The sequence below is a fragment of the Rhodococcus sp. BP-160 genome (assembly GCF_019836205.1).
GTDB lineage: Bacteria > Actinomycetota > Actinomycetes > Mycobacteriales > Mycobacteriaceae > Rhodococcoides.
Map to the genome: position 1 here is coordinate 877,060 of NZ_JABUEK010000003.1, position 22,599 is coordinate 899,658.

Consider the following 22,599-nt stretch of genomic DNA (forward strand, 5'->3'; position numbering starts at 1 on the left):
GATCTCTCACATGGGCGTCAGCCTGACCAAGGGTGGCAACGTGTCTCTCACGAAGGCCGCACCGAATCTGACCGCGGTGTCCGTCGGACTCGGATGGGATCTGCGCACGACGACCGGAACGGATTTCGATCTCGACGCCAGCGCCATCGCGCTCGGCCCGGACAAGAAGGCGCCCGGCAACGAGTACTTCGTCTTCTTCAACAATCTGAAGACTCCGGACGGCTCGATCCAGCACACGGGTGACAACAAGACCGGTGAGGGCGACGGCGACGACGAGGTCATCGACGTCGATCTCGCAGCGGTCCCGTCCACCGTCGACATCGTCACGTTCCCCGTCTCGATCTACGAGGCCGACGCGCGCTCGCAGTCGTTCGGCCAGGTCCGCGGCGCCTACATCCGCGTGATCGACAAGTCGAACGGCACCGAGCTCGCCCGTTACGACCTCACCGAGGACGCCTCGACGGAGACCGCCATGGTCTTCGGCGAGCTGTACCGCAACGGTGCGGAGTGGAAGTTCCGCGCCGTCGGCCAGGGCTACGCCTCCGGACTCGCCGGCATCGCCCGCGACTTCGGCATCAGCGTCTGATCAGTCTCGACGCCTGATCTCGGGGCGGTCGGCTCGTCGCCTCGCGCGCACGACGCCGACCGCCCCGATGATCATGCCCACGATGGACAGCACGTCCGACTCGGTGAATCCGTGCTGGAGTGAGAACACCACCAGCACACGGCCCTCGAGCGGCGCGTTGAAGAGCAGCCAGCCGATCGACGCGAGCACCACCGCGGAGATCGACCAGGCGTTCGGCCGCGCCAGGCACCACGCCGACGCGGCGAACAGCGAGTTCATGACCACGAGTGCGTGGAAGATGTCGATCACGGGGTGGGTTTCCTCGTCTGGGTCCGGTGCAGGGCGGGTGTCACAGGAAGGTCGAGAGCAGCCGATGCCCGCCGGCGGCCTTGGCTCGGTACATCATCGAGTCCGCACCCCGCGTCGCGCGGTCGATCGCCCCGGGTCCGGAACTCCACAGCGACGAGTCGGGAGTCAACACGGCGACGCCGACGCTGGCGGTCACGGGAATGGTGTCCTGTCGATCGTGGACCGTCTCGGTGACACGGGCGACCACCGACTCGACGTCTCCGTCCACATCGGTGAGGACCGCCACGAACTCCTCGCCGCCGGTACGCGCGAGCACCCCGTGGCCGTCGAAGAGCTCGGCGAGCCGGGTCGCGACCAGGACGATCACGGTGTCGCCCTGATCGTGTCCGAAGCGGTCGTTGACGCTCTTGAAACGATCGATGTCGATCATCACGACCACCACGGGCGATGTGGTCGCGAGTGCCGTCTCCCACAGATCCTCGACCGAGTTCTGCAGACCGCGGCGGTTCCTGACGCCGGTCAGCGAATCGAGGTCCGAGGCTTTCGCGTCCGTCGAGACGAGTGACCACGCGATGGACGCGAAGACCGGCACCCCACTGCTCGCGCCGCTGGCCACCAGCACCGCGGCGATCGCGTCCCACGGCCCCCACAGGTTCTGGACGTACGCCAGGGCGCCGATGAGGACGATGACGGCATTGGTGAACGCGAGATGGGCGAGCAGCACTCGTGGGCTGAGGAAGAACGTGCAGAGAGCGCCGTTGATCGCGAACAGGAAGGTGCCGATCAGTGCCGACGTCGGGGTGTCCAGCAGGATCACGGACGTGATGCCGACGTCGCCGAAGATCAGGAACCCGAGGAACTGCGCCTTCGTGTCCGGCGTCGGTCCCGTGAGCACCCAGATCATCGCGGCGATCTGCAGTGCCAGCACGAGGAAGACGTAGACGATCGCCGGCGTGCCGGAGGGGCCGTTGGGCGAGGCGAGCATCAACATGGACACGGTCGCGTTGAGCAGCACCGCGCCGGCGAAGACCAGCCGGATGATGCCGTGGATGGACCGGGTGGAGTGATGGACGAAGATCCAGTCGAAATCGTGCGGCGTGGTCAGCCACCGACGCACGACGTCGAGTGCGCTGTCCCGAGGCCGGTGGGTGAGGGGTCTGCGTTGCGCGTTGCGGATGCGCCGGGATCCGCTGTGTCGACCCGGGTGAGCGCGATCGCGGGACGCGCGGACGCGCTGCGTGACCGGCGGACGGGTCGGGTGCGACATGCGTGGAGAATCCCTTCGAACTCGATGCGACCCCCGACGCGGCGTGTGTCCCTGCTGGTGACCAGTGTAGTGTACGTGTAGTCGGTTTGGTCGGCCCGAAACCGGTGAAACATCGGGTATTCGTGGTAGGTAGCCGAGATCATCCCTCGACGTACGATCGGCCGCATGACCGCTGTGTTCCCTGCCAGGCTTCCCGTCGTGTGCGCGCCGATGGCCGGAGGCCCGTCCACCCCCGCCCTGACCGCCGCCGTGAGCGATGCCGGTGGCCTGGGGTTCCTGGCCGGAGCGCTGCTGAGCCCGGAGGCGCTCGACGGCCGGCTCTCCGAGATCGAGTCCCTCACGTCGGCGCCGTACGGCGTCAATCTCTTCCTCCCGTCAGCGCACATCGCGGTCGCCGACGAGATGGAGACGTACCGCGCCGCGCTGGCCCCGATCGCCGCTGAGTTCGGGGTCGAAGCCGGCCCGGCGACACCCGGCCCCGACGACATCGACGCGGTGATCGACGTGGTGCTCGCCCACCGCCCGGCGGCCGTGTCGGTCACGTTCGGTCGACCCGGCGCCGAGCTCACCGCCCGCGTGCACGAGATCGGCGCCCTGATGATCGGGACGGTCACCTCCGTCGACGAGGCCCGCGAGGCCGTCGAGGACGGGGCCGACATGCTCGTCGTCCAGGGCAGCGAGGCCGGCGGACACCGGGGCGTCTTCACGGACGATGCGTCGTCTCCTCGAGGCGGTGACGCGATGTCGCTGCCGTCCCTGCTGCTCGCCGTCGGACTGTCGGTCGACGTGCCCTTGATCGCGGCCGGCGGGATCATGGACGGGTCCGGCGTGGTGGCCGCTCTCGGACTCGGCGCCGTCGCTGCGCAGATGGGCACCGCGTTCCTGTGCTCCGACGAGGCCGGTACCTCGGCGGTGCACCGCGCCGCACTGCTGGACCGTCGCTACCGGCGCACCGTGGTGACGCGTGCGTTCTCGGGACGACCGGCTCGGGGACTCGAGAACGAGTTCGCGGCGCAGTTCACGGCCTCCGCACCGGCCGGCTATCCCGATGTCAACGCGATCACGGGCCCGATCCGCACCGCGGCGACGGCTGCCGGCCGAGCGGACGTGCCCAACCTGTGGGCCGGTACCGGGTGGCGTTCGGTGACCGCCGCGCCGGCCGCGGACATCGTCGCGCGGATCGTCGCCGAGATGGAGACCGCCTAGAACCTCAGGACGGGTCTGCGGTCGGGGACCGGTCCTGACTTCCCGCGAGGAGGATCGACGCGATCAGCTCGGGATTGTCCGTCATCGGCACATGGCCGACCCCGGGGACCGAGATGACGCGGGCGTGCGGGAAGCGGCGACGGACGCCCCGCACCTGGTAGTGCGGCAGGATCAGGTCTCGCGTGCCCCACGCCACCGTCACCGGCACCAGCGGCTCGGTGAGTGGCGGGAACTCGAACGGCGCGTCGATGCCCGCGTCGATCATCGCGTTGGTGGTGAGTGACGAGGCGTCGACGACGGCGGCCTCGTACGACACCCTGCTCGGATGCGCGAAGAACGGCAGCAGCGTGGGGTACCGCACCGCCCGCATCTTGAGCGCCGTCGGTGTGGCCTTGCCGAACGTGCGCGCGACGGTCCGCATCGCGCGGAACGTCACCATGGTCCGAGCCTGGTCGGTGTGGTTGAGGAAGAAGCCGGCGGGGGACAGCGCGGTGGCCGACGCCACCTCGCCCTGCGCGGCGAGACACAGCGCGACGTAGCCGCCGAGCGAGTTGCCGGCGATGTGCACCTGGTGGTCCGGCTCCTCGATCTCGCGGACGAACTCGGTGACCTCGTTCTGGAGCGTGAGCAGCACGTTCTCACCGGACTCGTGCAGCGGCTCCGACTCCCCGTGCCCGGGCAGGTCCACGGTCACGACCCGCCGATAGGGCGTGAGCAGGTCCAGCACCGCGTCCCACGCCTGGCGGCGGTGAACGACTCCGTGCACCAGTACGAGGGTGGGACCGTGACCGTCGACGTCGTAGCGCAGTGTCATGGGCGGATGGTAGCGGAGCCCGGCGCAGTGCCTGTCACTCGGCGTACACAGACAATCCGTTCATGAGCTGAGAACCCGGTCGATCGCCGCGACGGCGTCGGCCAGCGCCTCCTCGGTCACGGTCAGCGCGGGACGGAACCGGACGCTGCGCGAGCCGCACCCCAGCATGATCACCCGCTCGTCGACGAGGAGCCGCGTGATCAGTCGATCGCGAGTCGCGGTGTCCGGCAGTGAGAACGCCCGGAACAGGCCGCGTCCCCGCACGTCGGAGATCGACGGGTGACGCACCGCGAGTGCGTCGAGAGCGGCGCCGAGGATCGCGCCCCTCTCCGCGGCGCGGGCGATGAGGCCGTCGCGTTCGATCACCTCGAGGATCCGCCGTGCTCGCACCATGTCGGCCAGGCCGCCGCCCCACGTCGAGTTGATCCGTGATCCGACCTCGAAGACGTTGTCGCGCACCATGTCCACGCGGCGGCCCGCCATGATGCCGCACACCTGGGTCTTCTTGCCGAAGGCGAGGACATCGGGTTCGACGCCCAGCTGCTGGTGCGCCCACGCGGTGCCGGTGATGCCCGCCCCGGACTGGACCTCGTCGACGACGAACAACGCGTCGAACTCGTGGCACAGAGCCTGCAGCCCGAGGAGGAACGACGGTCGGAAGTGATGGTCGCCGCCCTCGCCCTGGATCGGCTCGACGATGGCGGCGGCGATGTCGTCGGGGAACGACTCGAACGCGGCCCGCGCAGCGGCCAGTGAGCGCGCCTCGAGAGCGTCCATGTCCGCGCCCTCGCGCAGGTACGGCGACGGGATGCGGGGCCAGTCGAACTTCGGGAAACGCGCGACCTTGATCGGATCCGTGTTGGTGAGCGACATGGTGTAGCCCGACCGGCCGTGGAAGGCGTGCTCGAGGTGCAGGATCCGTCCGCCCAGTGCAGGGTCGAGACCGCGGGACTCGTTCAAGCGGCTCTTCCAGTCGAAGGCCACCTTCAGGGCGTTCTCGACGGCGAGCGCACCGCCCTCGACGAAGAAGAGGTGGGGTAGTTCGGGGATGCCGAGCACGCGCGCGAAGGTCGCGACGAAGCGGGCCATCGGCTCGGAGTAGAGGTCGGAGTTGCTCGGCTTGTGCAGCGCGGCCGTCAGCAGATCCGCCCGGAACTCGTCGTCGCGGGCGAGCGACGGATGGTTCATCCCGAGCGCGTTCGAGGCGAAGAACGTGAACATGTCGAGATAGGACGCACCGGTCCGCGCATCGACGAGTGTGGAGCCGTGCGACCGCTCGAGGTCGAGAACCATGTCGAAGCCGTCGGCCAGGATGTGGCGCGACAGCACGTCGTGGACCGACTCCGGCGCACCGGCGGGAACGGGGGTGGTGGGCCGCGATGGCAGTACCTGCGTCATGAAGGCGAAAGTACGCGATAAAATACTGTCAAACAACAGCTGGGCCGGAATAAATCCTGTCACGACCATCGGAGACAATGAATCCATGACATCGACCGTCGACCTGTCCGCCCGTACGTCCGAGCTGCTCGCCGCAGTCGGGGCCGCGCCGCTCGACCACGACTCCGGCCTGGCCGCGACCAGCCCGATCACCGGTGCGGTGCTGGGCCACGTGCCGCTCACGAGCGACGTGGACGCGGTGATCGCCGCAGCCGCGGACGCCTACCGGTCGTGGTCTCTCGTTCCCGCGCCGGTACGCGGCGGTCTGGTGCGTGAGCTGGGTGAACTGCTCCGCGAACACAAGGACGCACTCGGTGAGCTGGTGTCCATCGAGGCCGGCAAGATCGTCAGCGAGGGCCTCGGCGAAGTCCAGGAGATGATCGACATCTGCGACTTCGGCGTCGGACTGTCCCGCCAGCTCTACGGCAACACCATCGCCACCGAGCGGCCCGGCCACCGGATGATGGAGCAGTGGCACCCACTCGGAGTCGTCGCCGTGATCACGGCCTTCAACTTCCCGGTCGCGGTGTGGTCGTGGAACACCGTGCTCGCCCTCGTCGCCGGCGACACGGTGGTGTGGAAGCCGTCGGAGAAGACGCCCGTCACCGCGGTGGCCGTGCAGGCGCTGTTCGAGGAAGCCGCACGCCGTGCCGGGGTGTCGCCGGCGGTGGCGCAACTCGTCGTCGGTGACCGTGCCGTCGGTGAGACCCTCGTCGACGATCCGCGCATCGCCCTGGTCTCCGCCACCGGATCGACCCGCATGGGCCGCGAGGTGGGCCCCCGCGTTGCGGCACGGTTCGGCCGCGTGCTCCTCGAACTCGGCGGCAACAACGCCGCGATCGTCTGTCCGAGCGCCGATCTCGACCTCACCGTCCGCGGCCTGGTGTTCTCCGCGGCCGGCACGGCCGGTCAACGGTGCACGTCCCTGCGCCGCGTCATCGTGCACGAGTCCGTCGCCGACACCCTCGTCGACCGACTGGGTACCGCGTACTCGTCGTTGCCCGTCGGGTCGCCGCTCGACTCGTCGACGCTGGTCGGACCGCTGATCGACGAGGCCGCGCACGACGGGTACGCCGACGCGTTGGAGCTCGCGCGGAAGGACGGCGGCACCGTCGTCGCGGGTGGTGAGCGGGTGCGAGTGGCGGGCGCCGAGGACGGTGTCTACGTCCAGCCGGCCATCGTGCGGATGCCCGCGCAGACCGACGTGGTGCGCCGTGAGACGTTCGCGCCCATTCTGTACGTCATGACCTACAGCGACCTGGACGAGGCCATCGCCCTCCACAACGACGTACCGCAGGGGCTGTCGTCGTCGATCTTCACGACCGACCTGCGCGAGGCGGAACGCTTCCTGTCGGCGGCAGGATCGGACTGCGGCATCGCGAACGTGAACATCGGCCCGTCGGGCGCGGAGATCGGCGGCGCGTTCGGCGGCGAGAAGGAAACCGGTGGCGGGCGCGAATCGGGCAGTGACGCCTGGAAGTCCTACATGCGACGCACCACCAACACGGTCAACTACAGCTCGGAGCTGCCGCTCGCCCAGGGGGTGACGTTCCTGTGACTGCGGGAAGGCCGGAGGCCGGCCGGGGTCATGCGGGAAGGCCGGAGGACGGCCGGGATCACAGCCGCGATCGAACGGTCGAGATCCGCGACGAGGTGATCAGGCTGGGGCAGTTCCTCAAGCTGGCCGACCTCATCGAGTCGGGGTCCGAGGCGAAGGCCGTCATCGCGGACGGTCTCGTCGAAGTCAACGGTGAGACCGAACTGCGCCGAGGACGTCAGCTCCGTGCGGGCGACACCGTCACCGTCGGCGGGGTGTCCGCCCGCGTCGCTCAGGCCTGAGCTGCCGGTCAGCCCTGAGGCGGGAGGGGTTGCGCCGCGACGACGACACCGTCGTCGTCGCTGTAGACGAACTCGCCGGGGATGAAGGTGACTCCGCCGAACTCGACTGTGACGTTCTTCTCACCCGACCCTGTCTGCGTGCTCTTGCGCGGGTTGGTTCCCAGCGCCTTCACCCCGATGGCGAGAGTCGTCAGGATGGCCGAGTCGCGCACGGCACCGTTGACGATGACGCCCGCCCACCCGTTGTCCACACCGCGCCCGGCGATGATGTCGCCGACGAGGGCGGTGTGGACACTCGCGTCGCCGTCGACCACCAGGACTCCGCCGTTGCCGGGCTCCGACAATGTCTGCTTGACCAGCAAGTTGTCCTGAAAGCAGCGAATGGTGGTGATGGGTCCGCAGAACTCCCGCACGGCCCCGAGCTGACGGAACTGCGTGTCGCAGCTCCGGATGTCCGGCCCGATGGTGTCGGCGAGATCGGCGGTCGCGATGAAGGTGCTCATGGCGTCACAGGCTAGCGGCAGTCCTGCGGCACGTCGGGTCACGCTGTCGGGGACACCCGCCGGGGCGGCGGTTGGTGCGTCGGCGGTTCGGTCCCTCGAGGTCGATTGGACGGTGCAGGTCGGGGGAACCCGCACGTCATGAGTACAAGTCACGACGGCAACGACGGTCACACCGGTGACGAGACTGCGCGCGACGCCACCCGAGAGGACCACCCCATGTCCGGCCAGAACCCCGATCCCGCAGAGACTGCAGGACTCGAACCCGGTGGCAGCATCGTGCCGGGTGACACGCCGCCGGACTCCACGTCGGCCGCGGGTCCCAATCATGAACCGCCCCAGCGCACTCGGACACCCGCGATCGTGTTCCTGGTCGCGGTCGGCGTCGTCGTGGTGCTGATCGTCCTCGGTGTCGTGGGCAGGATCGCGGGCCTCGTCTAGAGCCCCCGACAGTACTGACGACGGAGCACGTGGCCTCTCGGCCTCGTGCTCCGTCCGTGTGTCAGGCCCCGTTCTCGCGGGCGTTCGCTCCGACGACGGCGACGATCCACTCCGCCAGCCCGGCGGCCCGCCCGTCGTAGTGCGCGCGGAATCGCTCGTCGGCGGTGTACATCCCGGCCACGCAGACATGCATCGCGTGATCGCAGTCGTAGAAACGGTCGATCGACGCTCGGTGGCGTTCCGCGAGGACGTCGGCCTCGTCCGAACCGGGCTCCACGCCGCGGAGCATCGCTGCAGCGAGATCAGCCTCGAGTTGTTCGGTGTCGGCCTTGATCGCACGCCAGTCGTCGGCCGACATCGCGGCGGTGCGCTCCGTGCTCTGGGCCCACGCATCGGTGGTTCCCCAGCGCTCGCGGGCCTCGTCCTCGTACTTCTCGCCGGCCCAGTCGTCGCCCCAGATCTCACGCTGCTCGGCCGGGGTCAGGTTCGTACCCATCGTCTTCCTCTCGATCACGGTGTCCACGGCGTTCGCCATGGCTGTCAGGTGAGCGATGCGCCGGTCGAGCAGGGTGCGCTGCCGTCGGAGATGCTCGAGCGCGTCCGCGGCGGGATCGTCGAGTATCTCCTTGATCTCGGTCAGCGGGAACCCGAGTTCGCGATAGGTCAGCACGGAGTACAGGCGCTCCACGTCCTGCGAGGAGTAGGTGCGGTATCCCGCAGGAGACCTGCCGCCGGGCACCACCAGCCCCACCGCGTCGTAGTGGTGCAGGGTGCGCACGCTGACGTCTGCCAGCGCGGCGACCTGTCCCACGGTCAGTGCATCGTTCACACCGGTCACTGTCCTGCCTCCCGTTGCGTGAGGGTCAAGCACAATCTTGGCCCGATCCGCCGAGGCGTCCGGTCGGGGGCTGTGTCCGAACGCACTCCTGGCGTACCGTGTCGATACCGACGGTGTATCCGTCAACCGTCGTCACACTCATCCGCCACTGGGAGATACGCATGTCAGCGCCGACCGCAGACACGTTCACACGACTCGTCGCCCTCGCCTCGGTCGCACCGGGCCGGGAGACCAAGCCCGTCATCGAGGTGTTCACCGGCCGCGAGATGGCGACCATCCCCGTCGGCACCCGCGACGACGTGCTGGCGGCGAACGACAAGGTCCGCGCAGCCCAGAAGCGGTGGGCGACGACGTCCATCGCAGATCGAGCGAAGATCCTCCACAAGTATCGCGACCTCGTGTTGAAGCACCGGGCGTCGCTCATCGACCTGGCGCAGGCAGAGACCGGGAAGTCCCGGTCCGCCGCCCAGGAGGAGGTCCTCGACATCGCGATGACGGCGCGGCACTACGCGCGGGTCTCCGGCGAACTGCTGAAGAGCAAGCGCGTCAAGGGCATGCTTCCCGTGCTGACCAAGACGCAGGTCAACTACCAGCCCAAAGGCATCGTCGGCATCATCTCGCCGTGGAACTACCCGATGACCCTCGCGGTGTCCGATGCCATCCCGGCTCTGATGGCCGGCAACGGCATCGTGCTGAAGCCGGACAGCCAGACGCCGTACTGCGCGCTCGCATGTGTCGAACTGCTCTACCAGGCCGGTCTGCCCCGTGACCTCTTCGCCGTGGTTCCCGGCCCCGGATCGGTGGTGGGCACCGCCATCGTCGACACCTCCGACTACCTGATGTTCACGGGTTCCACCGCCACCGGCCAGCTTCTCGCCGAGCAGACCGGTCGGCGACTCATCGGGTTCTCCGCCGAGCTCGGCGGCAAGAACGCCATGATCGTCGCCGCCGGCGCCAAGATCCCCGAGGTGGTCGACGCGGCCGTCCGTGCCTGCTTCTCCAACTCCGGTCAGCTCTGCATCTCCATCGAGCGCATCTACGTCGAGAAGTCGATCGCCGACAAGTTCACCGCCGCGTTCGGTGAGCGGGTGCGCCGCATGACGCTGGCCGCCACGTACGAGTTCGGGGTCGAGATGGGCAGCCTCATCTCGGAGGACCAGGTCAAGGCCATCTCGAACCACGTGGACGATGCGAGGGTGAAGGGTGCGACCGTGGTCGCCGGCGGCAAGGCACGCCCCGACATCGGCCCGCTGTTCTACGAGCCCACCGTGCTCACCGGCGTGACCGACGACATGGAGTGCTGGGGAGCCGAGACGTTCGGTCCCCTCGTCTCCATCTACCCCGTCGCCAGTGTCGACGAGGCTGTCGAGCGGGCCAACGCCACCGAGTACGGACTGAACGCCAGCGTGTGGGCGAAGACGAAGGCGCAGGGCGAGGCCATCGCCGCGCGACTGCACGCCGGCACCGTGAACGTGGACGAGGGGTACGCGCCGACCTGGGGAAGCACCGGTGCGCCGATGGGCGGCATGGGTGTCTCGGGCGTCGGTCGTCGACACGGACCGGACGGCGTCCTGAAGTACACCGAGTCGCAGACCGTCTCCACGACGCGCCTGATCAACCTCGGCGGACGACGGCTGCCTCCGAAGCTCTGGGCGAAGACGTTGCCGATCTTCATCCGGGCGCTGAAGTACGTGCCGGGACGGTAGCGGCGCGCATCCCGTAGAATCGGGCGAAACACCCGCAGCGACTAGAGGACGAATGGACAGCGACAAACCCGGGCCGGTCATGGCCCCCCTCGTATCGACCGATGCGACCAGGGCGGTGACCGGCAGATGAGCGAGTTGTTGACGCTTCTCCTCGGTATCGTCGTCGTCGTCGGAATCACCGCTGGCACAGGCTATTTCGTGGCCCAGGAATTCGCCTACATGACCGTGGACCGGTCGAGGCTCGAAGCGCGCTCGAAGGCGGGTGACACCGTCGCCGCGCGCACCCTGGCCGTCACGAAGCGCACGTCCTTCATGCTCTCGGGCGCTCAGTTGGGCATCACCGTCACCGGCCTGCTCGTCGGTAACTTCGCCGAGCCCCTCATCGGACAGTCCCTCGGGACTCTGCTCGGCGGCGTCGGCATTCCGAGCGGTGTCGGACTCGCCGTCGGTGCGGTGACGGCGCTGGTGGTGTCGACGTTCGTGCAGATGCTCTTCGGCGAGCTGTTCCCCAAGAACTTCGCCATCGCCCGCCCCGAACCCGTCGCGCGATGGCTCTCGCTGTCGACGACGATCTACCTGAAGCTGTTCGGCTGGCTCATCCGTATCTTCGACGCCTCGTCCAACGCGCTGCTGAAGGCGCTGAAGATCGAGCCGGTCCACGACGTCGAGCACTCGGCGACCCCGCGCGACCTCGAACACATCGTGGCCGAGAGCCGGGGCACCGGTGACCTGCCCGAGGAGCTGTCCACACTGCTCGACCGCATCCTCGACTTCCCCACCCAGACCACGGGTCACGCGATGATCCCCCGCGCGAAGGTGGCGACGGTGCGCTCCGACTCCACCATCGCCGAGGTGCGCGCCCTCATGAGCGTCGAGCACTCGCGGTATCCGGTGCTCCATGCCGACGACTCGATCGAGGGCGTCGTGCACCTGCGCGACGTGCTCGCCACCGACCTGCCCGGCGACACACCGGTCGCCGTGCTGTCCCGCGACGCACTGGTGCTCCCCGAGACCCAGATGCTCCCCGACGCCATGGGGGAGCTTCGCGCGTCGAAGAACCAACTCGCCTGCGTCATCGACGAATACGGCTCCTTCACCGGTGTCGTCACCATCGAGGACCTGGCCGAGGAGCTCGTCGGCGAGATCACCGACGAGCACGACGACGCCGACGGCGCGGAACCCGTGCCCGGCGACGACGGTGTGTGGACGGTGGCCGGCGACGTCCACCTCGACGAGGTGGAACGTGCTCTGGACCGCGAACTTCCGGAGGGTGACATCGAGACCATCGCCGGACTGGCCATAAGCGTCCACGGATCGCTTCCCGAGGTCGGCGACGTCATCGAACTGGAGCTGCCCATCGACCCCGGTGACCTCGCGACCGACGCCGAACCGCCCCGACGGTTCCTCGTCATGAGGATTCAGGAGATCGACAACCACGTGCCGTCGTCGGTCACGCTCGAGGTCGTCGAGCGCACTCCCGACGACGTCCCGGCCATGAGTGAGACGGAGGATGCGCTGTGAGCAACCCCCTGGTGTTCCTCGTCGTCACCGTCGGCCTGATCGCGCTCAGCGCCTTCTTCGTCGCCGTCGAGTTCGCGCTCCTCGCCGCCAAGCGGCACCGGCTCGAGGACGCGGCGGCCGATTCGCGGTCGGCGCGCGCCGCGCTCCGCAGTTCCACCGAGCTCACGGTGCTGCTCGCCGGCTCGCAGCTGGGTATCACGTTGTGCACGTTGGCACTCGGTGCGTTCACCAAGCCCGCCGTGCACTACTGGCTCCGGCCGCTGTTCGAGTCACTCGGTCTGCCCTACTGGGCATCCGACGTGCTCGGCTTCGTCCTGGCCCTGATCATCGTGACCTTCCTGCACCTGGTCGTCGGCGAGATGGCGCCGAAGTCGTGGGCCATCGCGCATCCCGAGAAGTCGGCGACGATGCTCGCGATCCCGATGCGTGTCTTCATGTTCTTCACCCGCCCGATCCTGGTGTCGCTCAACGGGATGGCGAATGCACTGCTGCGCCGGGCCGGTGTGGAGCCGGCCGATCAGGTGATGTCGGGCCAGAACCCGGACGATCTCGAGCAGCTGGTCGCGCACTCGGTGAGTGTCGGATCGCTGGACAAGGGCTACTCGGATCAGCTCTCGAGTGCGCTGGAACTGCAGAAGCTCACGGTGGCGGACCTCGTGCGCATCGATTCCGAGCCCACCGCGGTGGCGACGACGGCGACGGTCGCCGACGTGCGGGCGGCGTCGCTGCGCACGGGCCATCTGCGCATCCTCGTGCGGGACGGCGCCGACGTGATCGGTCTGGTCCACGTGCGGGACACGTTGCAGGCGGAGGACTCCCGCTCGGTGGACGACTTCGTGCGACCGGCCTTCGAGCTCGACGCCGCCGCGCCCGTGTACGTCGCGCTCGCGGAGATGCGGGAGACCCGCAACCATCTCGCGGTGGTCCGCGACGGCGGTGCGGTGGTCGGTGTCATCACCATGTCGGACGTGCTCGTCCGGTTGCTGCCCAGCGCGGACCCGCTGCCCGCGTGATCAGGCCGTGGTCGCCAGTGCGGCGGCCACGCCGAACGCCGCGGCCATCGCCGCGGTCTCGACGACGGCACGCCGCGTCGAGACCGTGGCGTGCGTGGTGTGGGCACCGATGACGCTCACCCACGTGCGCCGTCGCCACCACCCGCCGATCACCAGGGCGACCAGCAGGACCGACTTGAGCAGGATCAGCCGCCCGTAGTCGGTGTCGACCAGGGCGGTCACCGAGGTGAGCCGCACGGCGGCGTTGACGACACCGGTGACGGCGACGGCGACCACACACCACAGCGCGGCCGCCGAGTAGCGCGGGAGCAGATCCGCCCAGGCGGTCCGTGACCGCAGGGTCACCGCCATCGCGACCAGCAGCCCGAGCCACACCGATGCCGCCACGACGTGCACGGCGACGAGCAGCGCGCCGACGGCGTGCTGCGCCATGTGGCCGGTCATCGGGCGAGCGATGAGGGCGACGGCGGTGGGTACGACGACGACGATGCCGGAGACTTCCAGATCGGTGCGGAGGGCAGTGGCCGCCAGCACGGCCGTCGCGAGCGCGACGACCACGACCGCGGAGCCGATCCGGCCGTTCGCGATGTTCTGGACGTAGTCGGTGAACGTGCCGAGCGACACCGCGGTGGCGCTGACGGCATCGGACCGCGCCGCCCCCAGCACCAGCAGCGTGACCTCGGAGACTGCCCAGCACGCGGCCGCGACGAGGGCGCCGCGCCACGCGAGGTGGTCGTCGACGTGCCGGGAATCGCGGGCCCACAGGATCAGCAGACCGAACCCGAGCACCACGGCACCGGCGACGTCGGCACCGGTCCGCACGAGGGAGTCGAGCGGAAGGTCGGAGGGCGCCAGTACGAGGGCGGCGATCACTCCGAGCAGTGCAGCCGGAACGACGGCGAGCGGTGACCACCGCGCCGTCGTCGTTCCGGCCACGACTCAGTTCTTCTTCCGCAGAGCGAACGCGAGACCGCCGAGGAACACCACCGCGGCGGCGACCAGGAACGGCCAGAGCGGCACACCGCCCCCCGACTCGGTCGAGGACGCGCCGGCGTCGGCCGCGGGACCGGGGGTCCCGGTGCCGGCCGTCGTCAGCTCGAATGTCCGCGTACCGCTCACGGGGTGGCCGTCGGCTGACGTGACGCGGAACGCGATGGTGTATGTGCCCGTCGGCCCGAGCTCTCGGAGGTCCACCGCGACGGTGGAACCCGACACGCGCGGGTCACCGTCGGACCAGAGGTTGCCGTCGGGACCGACGACGGTCAGCGAGGCGAACTGCGACTGCACTGCCTCGTTGAACGTCACCGTCGCCTCCGCCGGACCCTGATCGACGGAACTCTCGTTCTCGGGGGAGCTGGACACCACCACCGAGTGCGCGGACGCCGTCGAGGTGCCGAGCAGCAGCGTCGCGGCGAGGGCGAGCAGCAGAGCGAGGAACCGGCTCACGAGCGTCGACTCCGCACCGTGGCGCCGATCCCGAGTGCGGCACCGAGTGCTCCGAGAACCAGGCCGATCCCGCCGAGCCACCGGGCCGTGGTGTCGGACGACGACGCGGCGGCCTCGGTGGTCGAGGACGCTGACGACACCGTGGGGCTGCTGTGATGATCGCCGCTGCTCGCCGCGAGTTCCAGTGTGGGAGCCGGCAGTTCGGGCTCGGTACCGTCCTCCGGTGTCGGCTGGTCCCAGTTCACGACCTCGCCGTCACTGTAGGTCTGGCGGGCCGGGAAGGACACGCTCTCCTCCTCCGGCAGGGGGCCGGCCGAGAGCTGGAACTGCTCGAACTGTCCGGGCCCGACACCGGGGTTGCCGGGATCCGCCGTCCAGGTGACCGAGGTGGCCAGTTCGTCCGCCGAGCGTTCGACGACGGCCGTCCAGCCGGGCATGGGCTGCGTGCGGGCCGAGGTGAGGCCGGGCAGCTGGACGGTGACGGAGGTGGTGGACGCCGCCTCCGACTCGGTCGGCACCCGGAAGGTGAGAACGCCGTATCCACCCTGTGCCGCGTCCGGAGCGGACACGACGACGTGGGCGGACGCCAGTCCTGCGGAGGCGAGGAGGGCGGCGGCGGTGAGGACACTCGTGCCCAGGGCACGCGTGGAGAAGCTGGTCATGACAGATGTCTTCCGTTCAGGTGAGGGAGTACCGCGGTGTGAGTGGCTGCACGAGCACCTGCGGTGGTCCTCTCCTGGAGACGGCGGACAGAACGGGTACGGGAACGGGCCGATCGAGCGGCGCGGTGGCGGTGACGGGTCGGGGGCGACGCGGCGGCGAGAACGTGAGCTGCGGTGCGCGCAGCACCGACGTGATCGCGGCGAACAGCCGCTCCGACGAGGCGACCAGGACTGCGCCGACACCGACGGCGACGGCGTGCGCCGCGAGCATCGACGCGTCGAGCGGGTGGGCGTGTTCCGCGACGGCGGCCAGTGCCTCGTGCGCGACGACCTGTCCGCCCACGAGCCACAGGAGGATCGGGAGGGGGCCGGTCCGGGCGGTCCCGACACCGGCGGCGAGCACGCCCGCACCGATCGCGACGGCGAGCAGCAGGGAGAGAGCGGACGAGGTGGGCACGCCACCACCGCCGACACCGTGCGCGGCGACGGCGAGCGTGGCCGTGAGTGCTCCCACGGCACCACCACGCCACACGCGCGTGCGCTCGGTCCCCATCGTCGACTCAGGCAGGGATCAGCGCACGCCGAGGCGCGCGAGGATGTCGGCCTCGATGCCGTCGAGCTCGTCGGAGATGGCGCCGTGAGCCAGCTTGCGGCGCGACGGCGGCATCTGCTCGGCGGCGTGCACCGCGGTGGTGAGCTCGGTCAGGCGCGACCGGATCGCATCGGCGAAGGCGCCCGTCTCGGCGTCCTGGTGCGACGCGGCGACCTCGGCGACGGAACGCTCGGCACCGACGATGCGAGCGCTGAGCTTCGCGCCGTGTCCGGTGTACTGGCCGAGCTCCTTCACGTCGACGCCGATGCGGCCGGCCCGGTACTGGTCGAGCTGACCCCGCAGGAGGGTCGCCGCGCGGTACGCGATCGGCACGAGGACGGGGGCCAGGACGCGACCGATGCCGACGTACTTGCGCACCTTCGCCGCGTTGATCTTGCCTTCGCGCGCGGCCTTCTCCCGTGCGGCCAGGGTCCTGATGTGCGCCTGATCCACCTTCTGTTGGCTGGTCAGCGCCTTGGCGTCGTTCTTCGCCAGCTTCTTCAGATGCTTGCGCTCGTTCCGGGCGGTGTACTTCGCCTCGAGGCCCGCCTTGTGGCGCAGGGCCTTGGCCTCGGCCTTCCGGGTCGCACGGCGAGAACGCTTCTTGCGCAGAGCCATGGTGTACGTGCCCCTATCGTGTCCGACTACGTCGCCAGAACGCTCCGACCGGATGACCGACGAGCGCCTGAATGCCTGCCGCCAGCCTATCGGTCCGCTCCGGGTGCGCTGCATCCGCGTGAGGTGTCGGCCCGTGGATCTACGCTGCGAGAATGTCCCACGTCGTGCCGCCCCCCGCTCCGGCGTCCGGCCCCTCCGTGCTGATCGACGCGTCGTCGCTCACCCGGTGCCGCCACCGCGTGTATCTCGACACCGCCTACCGCTCTCTGCTCGTCGACACCGCGGAGGACGCGGGGGTGCAGATGCGCCGGGAGGCGGCCGCCGCGTACCGAGCCGAGATCCGGGACACCCTGGTCGCCGCGGATCCGCAGTCGTGGGTGGTGGTCTCCCCGTCGATGTCCCGCTCGATGCAGGTCCGCGCCACCCGCGCGGCGTGCGAGTCCGGTGTCGAGCGCATCTGGAACGCGACCTTCCTCGACGACGAGGACGCCGGTCGGCGTGGCCGGTGCGACATGCTGGTGCGCGATCCGGACGGCGGGTACATCCCGGTACTGGTGGTCAACCACAAGGTCACCGATCCGGGAAGCGGCGCGGTGACCACGCCGTTCACGTCGTGGGCCCCCGCTCTCGATCCCACGCGCAAGGTGCGACCGCAGTTACGGGACCAGTTGGCGGCCGTGCACGTGCATCGGCTCCTGGGCCGCATCGGTCAGGCCGGTGCGTCGGCGCGAGCCGGTGTCATCGGCTTCGGTGCCGAGGTGATGCTCGTGCACGATCTGACGGCGGTCGAGGCGGAGTACGACACGCGCTTCGGTGACCGACTGGCCATCGCGTCGGGCTCGGTCGTCACGTCGCCGTCGAAGGTGTCGGAATGTCGGTCCTGTCCGTGGTGGTCCGAGTGCGGGGAGACCCTGCGGCGCACGCGGGACGTCTCGCTGGTGGCGGCGGGGTCGCGAGCGGACGCCCTGCGGTCCGCGGGCATCGTCACCATCGACGACCTGGCGGACTGGACGGGCGGCGTGCCCGACGAGTGGCCGCACGGCGACTTCGACGAGACGGTCGTCATCGCCCGTGCATGGATCGCCGACCTGCCGCTCGTCCGGCGCCGTGACACCGTGACGGTCCAGCGGGCGGACGTCGAGGTGGACGTCGACATGGAGAGCTACCAGGAGCACGGCGCCTACATGTGGGGAACGCTCCTCGACCGGCGGGACGGTGCCGAGCCGCAGTACCGCGCCTTCGTGACGTGGGAACCGGTCCCCACGATGGACGAGGCGCGCTCGTTCGGCGAGTTCTGGTCCTGGATGCAGGGCGTGCGTGCGGACGCGCACGCGGAGGGCCTGACGTTCGCGGCCTACTGCTACTCGCGCGCCGCCGAGGACAAATGGCTGCTGGGATCCGCGCGGCGGTTCGCCGGCATGCCCGGTGTCCCCACCGAGGCCGAGGTGCGGGAGTTCATCGACGGGCCGGACTGGGTCGACATCTACATCGCGGTGTCCCAGAACTTCGTGTGTCCGTCGGGCAAGGGCCTCAAGAAGGTCGCACCGGTCGCGGGCTTCCACTGGCGGGACGACGAGGCGGGCGGCGAGGCGTCGATGGCCTGGTACCGCCGCGCGGTGGGATACGACGGAGACGTCGACGCGTCGCAACGCACGCGGTTGCTCGAGTACAACGAGGACGACGTGCAGGCCACCCGCGCGCTGCGGGTCTGGATGGACGGGGCGGCCGCGCGGGAGATTCCGACTGCGGACGAGCTCGGCGGAAGTTCCTCTGTGACGAAGTGACACGCTCGCCCCGTCGTGTAACGAAGTGACACGCTCGCCCCGTCGTGCAACGAAGTGAAACGCTCGCCATCGCTACCAGTCGGGGGTTGGCAGCGACGACGAGCGTCTCGAGATGTGATTCGTCCCAGTACCCGGTGTGGATGGGTGGTGACGAAGATCTTTTTTTCGAGCAGTTACCGCGGTGCCATCCGGAGTGCGCCGTCCATGCGGATGGTCTCGCCGTTGAGGTAGTCGTGCTCGACGATCATCTGTGCGAGCTGCGCGTACTCGGTGGGCTGAGCGAGTCGGGACGGGAACGGGACGCCCGCCTCGAGGCCGGCGCGGTACTCCGGGGTGACGCCGGCGAGCATCGGGGTGTCGACGATGCCGGGGGCGATGGTGTTGACGCGGATGCCCACCTGGGCGAGGTCGCGCGCCGCGGGGACGGTCATGCCGTGCACGCCGCCCTTGGACGCGGAGTAGGCGATCTGACCGATCTGGCCCTCGAACGCGGCCACCGACGCGGTGTTGATGATGACGCCGCGCTGTCCGGCCTCGTCGACGGTCGGCAGCGTCTGCATGTGATCGGCCGCCAGACGCATGACGTTGAAGGTGCCGAGCAGGTTGATGGTGATGACCGTGCGGAAGAGCTCGAGATCGTGCACGCCCTTCTTGGACAGGATGCGTCCCGCCCAGCCCACGCCGGCGCAGTTCACGACGATGCGCAGCGGGACGCCGGCCTCGCCGATCTGTGCGAGGGCGGCTCGTACCTCCTCGTCGCTGGTGACGTCGGCGGCGATGAGCGTCACGCCGTCCGGTACGGAGTCACCGGCCTTGTCGATGGACTGCTGCAGGTCGAGGCCGAAGACGGTGACGCCGTTGTCGGCGAACCGCTTCGCCGTGGCCGCGCCGAGCCCCGATGCGCCGCCGGTGACCAATGCCGCTGTTCCCGCGATCTCCACTGCCGTGTCCTCTCGTCGGACGGCCGACTCGGTTACCGGCCGCTCACTGAAACGAACCCTAGTCGGTGGGTGCAGACTCGGGACATGACGTTCCCCGGTTCGGCAGACGAGGTCCATGTCCGGCGTTGTGTCGCGCTCGCGCGCGAGGCACTCGACGCCGGTGACGAGCCGTTCGGGTCGGTGTTGGTCGACGCGGACGGTCAGGTGCTCTTCGAGGACCGCAATCGCGTGGGCGGCGGGGACTCGACGCGCCATCCCGAGTTCACGATCGTGGAGTGGGCCGTGCGGAACCTGACGGCCGACGAGCGCGCCCGGACCACGGTGTACACATCGGGGGAGCACTGCCCGATGTGTTCGGCGGCGCACGCGTGGGTGGGGCTCGGCGACATCGTCGTCGCGGTGACGAGTGCTCAGCTCACCGCGTGGCGGTCGGAGTGGGGTCTGGAGCCGGGCCCTGTCGCCGCGCTGCCCATCGGCGACGTGGCGCCGCGGATCCGGGTGCGGGGGCCCGTACCGGAGGTCAGCGCGGAGATGCGGTCACTTCATCGTCGGAATGCCGGTCTGCCGTCGGACGAGTGAGAGTCCAGCTCGTCGCCGCGATACCGAGAGCGAGGACCACGGCTGCGGCGATCAGTCCGACGGGTGTGCCGGGAAGCAGCCCCTCTAGGATCAGCCACACGCCGAAGACGAAGAACAGGGTCGCGGCACCGAGGGTGATGAGCCGCTCGGGCAGGTGCTTGCCCAGGGTCGCGCCGATGACGATGGCCAGAGCGTCGGCGGCGACCATGCCCAGCGTCGAGCCGATCCACACGCCGACCCAGTCGTTGTCGGAGGCGAGCGTGACGGTGGCCAACATCGTCTTGTCGCCGAGCTCGGCGAGGAAGAAGGCGGACGCGACGGCGATGAAGGCGGACTTCGTCACCCGGTCGGCCTTCGTCTTCTCCTCGTCGTCGAGCGAATCGCCGCGTAGCGTCCACAGGCCGAAGACCAGGAACGCGACGCCGCCGACGATGCCGATCAGGTGCGTGGGCAACGCGACACCGAGGTAGTGGCCCACGGCGACGGAGACGAGGTGGACGAGCGTCGTGGCGACCGTGATGCCGCCGATGACGACCCACCAGCGGTACTTCAGGGCGAACGTCATGGCCATCAGCTGGGATTTGTCACCGAGTTCGGCGACGAAGATGACTCCGAAGCTGAGCAGCAGGGCGGCGAGCACGTCGAACCTCCAGGACAGGGCGCGTCGGCCGACACGAGGGGAGAACCTGGCCGACGCTCGGTGCAGCGCACCGTGCGGTCATCGGGACCGGTGCGGGAAGGCCGGAGGCCGGCCGGTCGACGAAAGGTCTCGCCCACCTGCTGCCACGTGGGTGGCAGCTCGGTTCACCGAGCCGGGAGCGCTCCGGCGAACCGGTGCGCGCCAGTATGTCGACTGGATGATCGGGGGCTACTCCCCTTCGCTGATCTCCACGCTAAAGCCCTGGTCAGGCTTCTGCAACTTCGACAAACCTGTTCGGCTACCCGAAATTTGTCGTGTCATGCAGCGAGCAACATCGCGAGGACGGCCGTATCGGGATGGCTGATGGGATCGAGGCCCACACGGCTGATCATCGACGTCACGGTGCCGTCGGCCTCGGCCTCGACCCAGGCGGCACGATGGTCCAGCCCGAGGTGCGGCAGACCCGGCAACAGCACGCACCCCGACGCGGCCCCGGCGCACTCCGGCAGCGTCGGCATCGTCTCCGACGGCGGATGCAGCATCATCAGCGCGGCCGGCTGATGCAGCGCGAAGCGCTCCGGGGTCACCGCGTGGTCCCCGATGACGGGGCCCTCGGACACCACGATGCCCACGGTCCCCTCGTGTGGGTCGTCGGGCAGTTCCTCGCGGACACAGAAGACGGTGCTGGTGTCCAGCAGGCCGGGGGTCGAGGCGACCCGCACCGTGAAGGCGAGAAGCTGCGCCCATTCCTTCGTCGTGTCGGGCCACCGGCCGGAGATGACGAAGCCGCGCAGGGTTCCCGAGGCGTGGAACGGGGCCACACCGATGATGCGACGATCGGGACTGGTCATGACGTTCTCCTCGCACTGGCCGGCATCGAGCGGGACGGCCTGCGCGGAACGTGCGCGGACCATCGGCACACAACGTCGGGTAGAGGAAGAGAACACCACCATCGCGCTGGCACACAAGTGGTCACGAGTGCCAGATGTGGCGGGTGAGACGACGAATGCCGCGCCCTCGTGGGACGCGGCATTCGCGGTACGACTGTGCGGCGGGACTACGGGAAGATGAGACCCGAGGTCTGCGACGTGGCTGCGGCGAAGCGCTGCTGCACGTCGGCCCAGTTGACGACGTTCCAGAACGCCTTCACGTAGTCGGCCTTGACGTTCTTGTACTGCAGGTAGAAGGCGTGCTCCCACATGTCGACCTGCAGCAGGGGAATGATGCCGAGCGGCACGTTCGCCTGCTGGTCGTACAGCTGGAACGTGAGGAGCTTCTTGCCCAGCGTGTCGTAGCCGAGCACTGCCCAGCCGGAGCCCTGCAGACCGTTGGCCGCGGCGGTGAACTGCGCGCGGAACTTGTCGAACGAGCCGAAGTGGTCGTCCAGTGCGGCTGCGAGCTCGCCCTCGGGCTTGTCTCCACCGTTGGGGGAGAGGTTCTTCCACCAGATGGAGTGGTTCACGTGGCCACCGAGGTGGAACGCGAGGTTCTTCTCCTGCAGGAAGATCGAGCCGTGATCGTCCTTGTCACGGGCGTCGGCCAGCTTCTCCAGTGCGGTGTTCACGCCGGCGACGTAGGTGGCGTGGTGCTTGGAGTGATGCAGCTCGTTGATCTCCCCGGAGATGTGGGGCTCGAGAGCTGCATAGTCGTAGTCGAGGTCGGGCAGTGTGTACTCGGACACGTGTTTCCCTTCTCTTGCATCTGTTGTAGCTGACTGCTGGCGTTACCCAGCCAACGTCATTCGTACACCTCGCGCAAGAGTTCGGCGCAGTCGGAGTGCAGCGCAGACACGCCGATGCGGACCGTGGTCCCCTTGCCCGCGCGCAACGATGACGTGGGCGAACTCGACCGAAAGGTGAACAGAACCTTAAGATCGGGGGT

25 protein-coding genes are annotated in these 22,599 nt (G+C 69.0%); 10 read left to right on the top strand and 15 right to left on the bottom strand.

Translation table 11 applies throughout. From position 1 onward, the window contains the following. Positions 1-10 precede the first annotated feature (10 nt). Positions 11-586, top strand: coding sequence for a TerD family protein (locus HQ306_RS16010; protein WP_027505908.1), 576 nt, complete (start codon positions 11-13; stop codon positions 584-586). Here HQ306_RS16010 and HQ306_RS16015 read toward each other — a convergent pair whose 3' ends face one another. Next, positions 587-874 carry a hypothetical protein gene (locus HQ306_RS16015; protein ID WP_285186306.1) on the bottom strand — a complete coding sequence of 96 codons (288 nt, stop codon included), beginning with the start codon at positions 872-874 and terminating at the stop codon, positions 587-589. It abuts the gene before it with no gap. A 40-nt stretch (positions 875-914) separates the two neighbouring features. Then, positions 915-2,141: a diguanylate cyclase gene (locus tag HQ306_RS16020; RefSeq protein ID WP_222632523.1), complete on the bottom strand. Its 1,227-nt coding sequence runs from the start codon at positions 2,139-2,141 to the stop codon at positions 915-917. A 165-nt stretch (positions 2,142-2,306) separates the two neighbouring features. Between HQ306_RS16020 and HQ306_RS16025 the strand changes: the two genes are divergently transcribed. After that, entirely contained in the window at positions 2,307-3,347 is a 1,041-nt protein-coding gene (locus HQ306_RS16025; RefSeq protein ID WP_222632525.1) for a nitronate monooxygenase family protein, read from the top strand. Positions 3,348-3,351: 4 nt separating this feature from the next. Here HQ306_RS16025 and HQ306_RS16030 read toward each other — a convergent pair whose 3' ends face one another. Together HQ306_RS16030 and lat are read right to left on the bottom strand one after the other, a co-directional pair. Continuing rightward, positions 3,352-4,161: an alpha/beta fold hydrolase gene (locus HQ306_RS16030; RefSeq protein ID WP_027505905.1), complete on the bottom strand. Its 810-nt coding sequence runs from the start codon at positions 4,159-4,161 to the stop codon at positions 3,352-3,354. Between the two features lie 60 nt (positions 4,162-4,221). Then, positions 4,222-5,559 (bottom strand): L-lysine 6-transaminase, encoded by a 1,338-nt coding sequence (lat, locus tag HQ306_RS16035; protein WP_056440791.1) that lies wholly within the window; start codon positions 5,557-5,559, stop codon positions 4,222-4,224. Positions 5,560-5,644: 85 nt separating this feature from the next. Here lat and HQ306_RS16040 point away from each other — a divergent pair, with 85 nt between their 5' ends. After that, complete coding sequence (locus HQ306_RS16040) at positions 5,645-7,156, top strand: aldehyde dehydrogenase family protein (protein WP_222632527.1); 1,512 nt, start codon at positions 5,645-5,647, stop codon at positions 7,154-7,156. An 83-nt stretch (positions 7,157-7,239) separates the two neighbouring features. Next, positions 7,240-7,437 (top strand): RNA-binding S4 domain-containing protein, encoded by a 198-nt coding sequence (locus HQ306_RS16045; RefSeq protein WP_027505902.1) that lies wholly within the window; start codon positions 7,240-7,242, stop codon positions 7,435-7,437. An 8-nt stretch (positions 7,438-7,445) separates the two neighbouring features. Here the strand turns inward: HQ306_RS16045 and rraA are convergent, their stop codons facing one another. Continuing rightward, positions 7,446-7,940, bottom strand: coding sequence for a ribonuclease E activity regulator RraA (gene rraA / locus HQ306_RS16050; protein WP_056440786.1), 495 nt, complete (start codon positions 7,938-7,940; stop codon positions 7,446-7,448). A 138-nt stretch (positions 7,941-8,078) separates the two neighbouring features. Between rraA and HQ306_RS16055 the strand changes: the two genes are divergently transcribed. Further along, complete coding sequence (locus HQ306_RS16055) at positions 8,079-8,378, top strand: DUF6480 family protein (protein ID WP_231476342.1); 300 nt, start codon at positions 8,079-8,081, stop codon at positions 8,376-8,378. Between the two features lie 61 nt (positions 8,379-8,439). Here HQ306_RS16055 and HQ306_RS16060 read toward each other — a convergent pair whose 3' ends face one another. Further along, on the bottom strand, positions 8,440-9,207 hold the full coding sequence (locus HQ306_RS16060) for a MerR family transcriptional regulator (protein WP_027505899.1): 768 nt from the start codon (positions 9,205-9,207) through the stop codon (positions 8,440-8,442). A 170-nt stretch (positions 9,208-9,377) separates the two neighbouring features. Between HQ306_RS16060 and HQ306_RS16065 the strand changes: the two genes are divergently transcribed. The 3 genes from HQ306_RS16065 to HQ306_RS16075 all read left to right on the top strand — a co-directional run bounded on the left by HQ306_RS16065 (position 9,378) and on the right by HQ306_RS16075 (position 13,456). Next, a complete protein-coding gene (locus tag HQ306_RS16065) occupies positions 9,378-10,922 on the top strand; it encodes a succinic semialdehyde dehydrogenase (protein ID WP_056442105.1) in 1,545 nt (514 codons plus the stop codon). A 126-nt stretch (positions 10,923-11,048) separates the two neighbouring features. Then, positions 11,049-12,443, top strand: coding sequence for a hemolysin family protein (locus HQ306_RS16070; RefSeq protein ID WP_222632529.1), 1,395 nt, complete (start codon positions 11,049-11,051; stop codon positions 12,441-12,443). Next, positions 12,440-13,456: a CNNM domain-containing protein gene (locus HQ306_RS16075; RefSeq protein WP_027505896.1), complete on the top strand. Its 1,017-nt coding sequence runs from the start codon at positions 12,440-12,442 to the stop codon at positions 13,454-13,456. The genes HQ306_RS16070 and HQ306_RS16075 overlap by 4 nt, the downstream gene beginning before the upstream one ends. On the opposite strand, the gene HQ306_RS22645 is transcribed toward HQ306_RS16075, so the two are convergent. From HQ306_RS22645 to HQ306_RS16100, 5 genes are read right to left on the bottom strand one after another with little or no spacing between them, the layout of a single operon-like run. Further along, positions 13,457-14,392 carry a CopD family protein gene (locus tag HQ306_RS22645; RefSeq protein WP_222632531.1) on the bottom strand — a complete coding sequence of 312 codons (936 nt, stop codon included), beginning with the start codon at positions 14,390-14,392 and terminating at the stop codon, positions 13,457-13,459. It abuts the gene before it with no gap. Positions 14,393-14,395: 3 nt separating this feature from the next. Next, the gene (locus HQ306_RS16085) at positions 14,396-14,902 is read right to left on the bottom strand and encodes a copper resistance CopC family protein (RefSeq protein WP_222632533.1); all 507 of its coding nucleotides are present in this window, start codon (positions 14,900-14,902) and stop codon (positions 14,396-14,398) included. Further along, positions 14,899-15,564, bottom strand: a complete 666-nt coding sequence (locus tag HQ306_RS16090) for a YcnI family protein (protein ID WP_027505893.1) — start codon at positions 15,562-15,564, stop codon at positions 14,899-14,901. Before HQ306_RS16090 ends, HQ306_RS16085 begins: the two co-directional genes overlap by 4 nt. A gap of 16 nt (positions 15,565-15,580) precedes the next feature. Then, positions 15,581-16,078, bottom strand: a complete 498-nt coding sequence (locus HQ306_RS16095) for a hypothetical protein (RefSeq protein ID WP_222632535.1) — start codon at positions 16,076-16,078, stop codon at positions 15,581-15,583. Positions 16,079-16,135: 57 nt separating this feature from the next. Then, positions 16,136-16,774, bottom strand: a complete 639-nt coding sequence (locus HQ306_RS16100; RefSeq protein WP_027505892.1) for a DUF6474 family protein — start codon at positions 16,772-16,774, stop codon at positions 16,136-16,138. Between the two features lie 152 nt (positions 16,775-16,926). On the opposite strand from HQ306_RS16100, the gene HQ306_RS16105 reads away from it, so the two are divergent. Beyond that, entirely contained in the window at positions 16,927-18,558 is a 1,632-nt protein-coding gene (locus HQ306_RS16105) for a TM0106 family RecB-like putative nuclease (protein WP_222632537.1), read from the top strand. Between the two features lie 173 nt (positions 18,559-18,731). Here the strand turns inward: HQ306_RS16105 and HQ306_RS16110 are convergent, their stop codons facing one another. Continuing rightward, complete coding sequence (locus HQ306_RS16110) at positions 18,732-19,499, bottom strand: SDR family NAD(P)-dependent oxidoreductase (RefSeq protein WP_222629296.1); 768 nt, start codon at positions 19,497-19,499, stop codon at positions 18,732-18,734. A gap of 84 nt (positions 19,500-19,583) precedes the next feature. Here HQ306_RS16110 and HQ306_RS16115 point away from each other — a divergent pair, with 84 nt between their 5' ends. Beyond that, on the top strand, positions 19,584-20,078 hold the full coding sequence (locus HQ306_RS16115; protein WP_222632539.1) for a nucleoside deaminase: 495 nt from the start codon (positions 19,584-19,586) through the stop codon (positions 20,076-20,078). On the opposite strand, the gene HQ306_RS16120 is transcribed toward HQ306_RS16115, so the two are convergent. The 3 genes from HQ306_RS16120 to HQ306_RS16130 form a co-directional block, all read right to left on the bottom strand. Next, the gene (locus HQ306_RS16120; protein ID WP_222632541.1) at positions 20,020-20,718 is read right to left on the bottom strand and encodes a TMEM165/GDT1 family protein; all 699 of its coding nucleotides are present in this window, start codon (positions 20,716-20,718) and stop codon (positions 20,020-20,022) included. The genes HQ306_RS16115 and HQ306_RS16120 overlap by 59 nt on opposite strands. Before the next feature lie 317 nt (positions 20,719-21,035). Continuing rightward, positions 21,036-21,569 carry a hypothetical protein gene (locus tag HQ306_RS16125; protein WP_027507330.1) on the bottom strand — a complete coding sequence of 178 codons (534 nt, stop codon included), beginning with the start codon at positions 21,567-21,569 and terminating at the stop codon, positions 21,036-21,038. Positions 21,570-21,775: 206 nt separating this feature from the next. Then, entirely contained in the window at positions 21,776-22,399 is a 624-nt protein-coding gene (locus HQ306_RS16130; protein ID WP_027507329.1) for a superoxide dismutase, read from the bottom strand. Positions 22,400-22,599 lie beyond the last annotated feature (200 nt).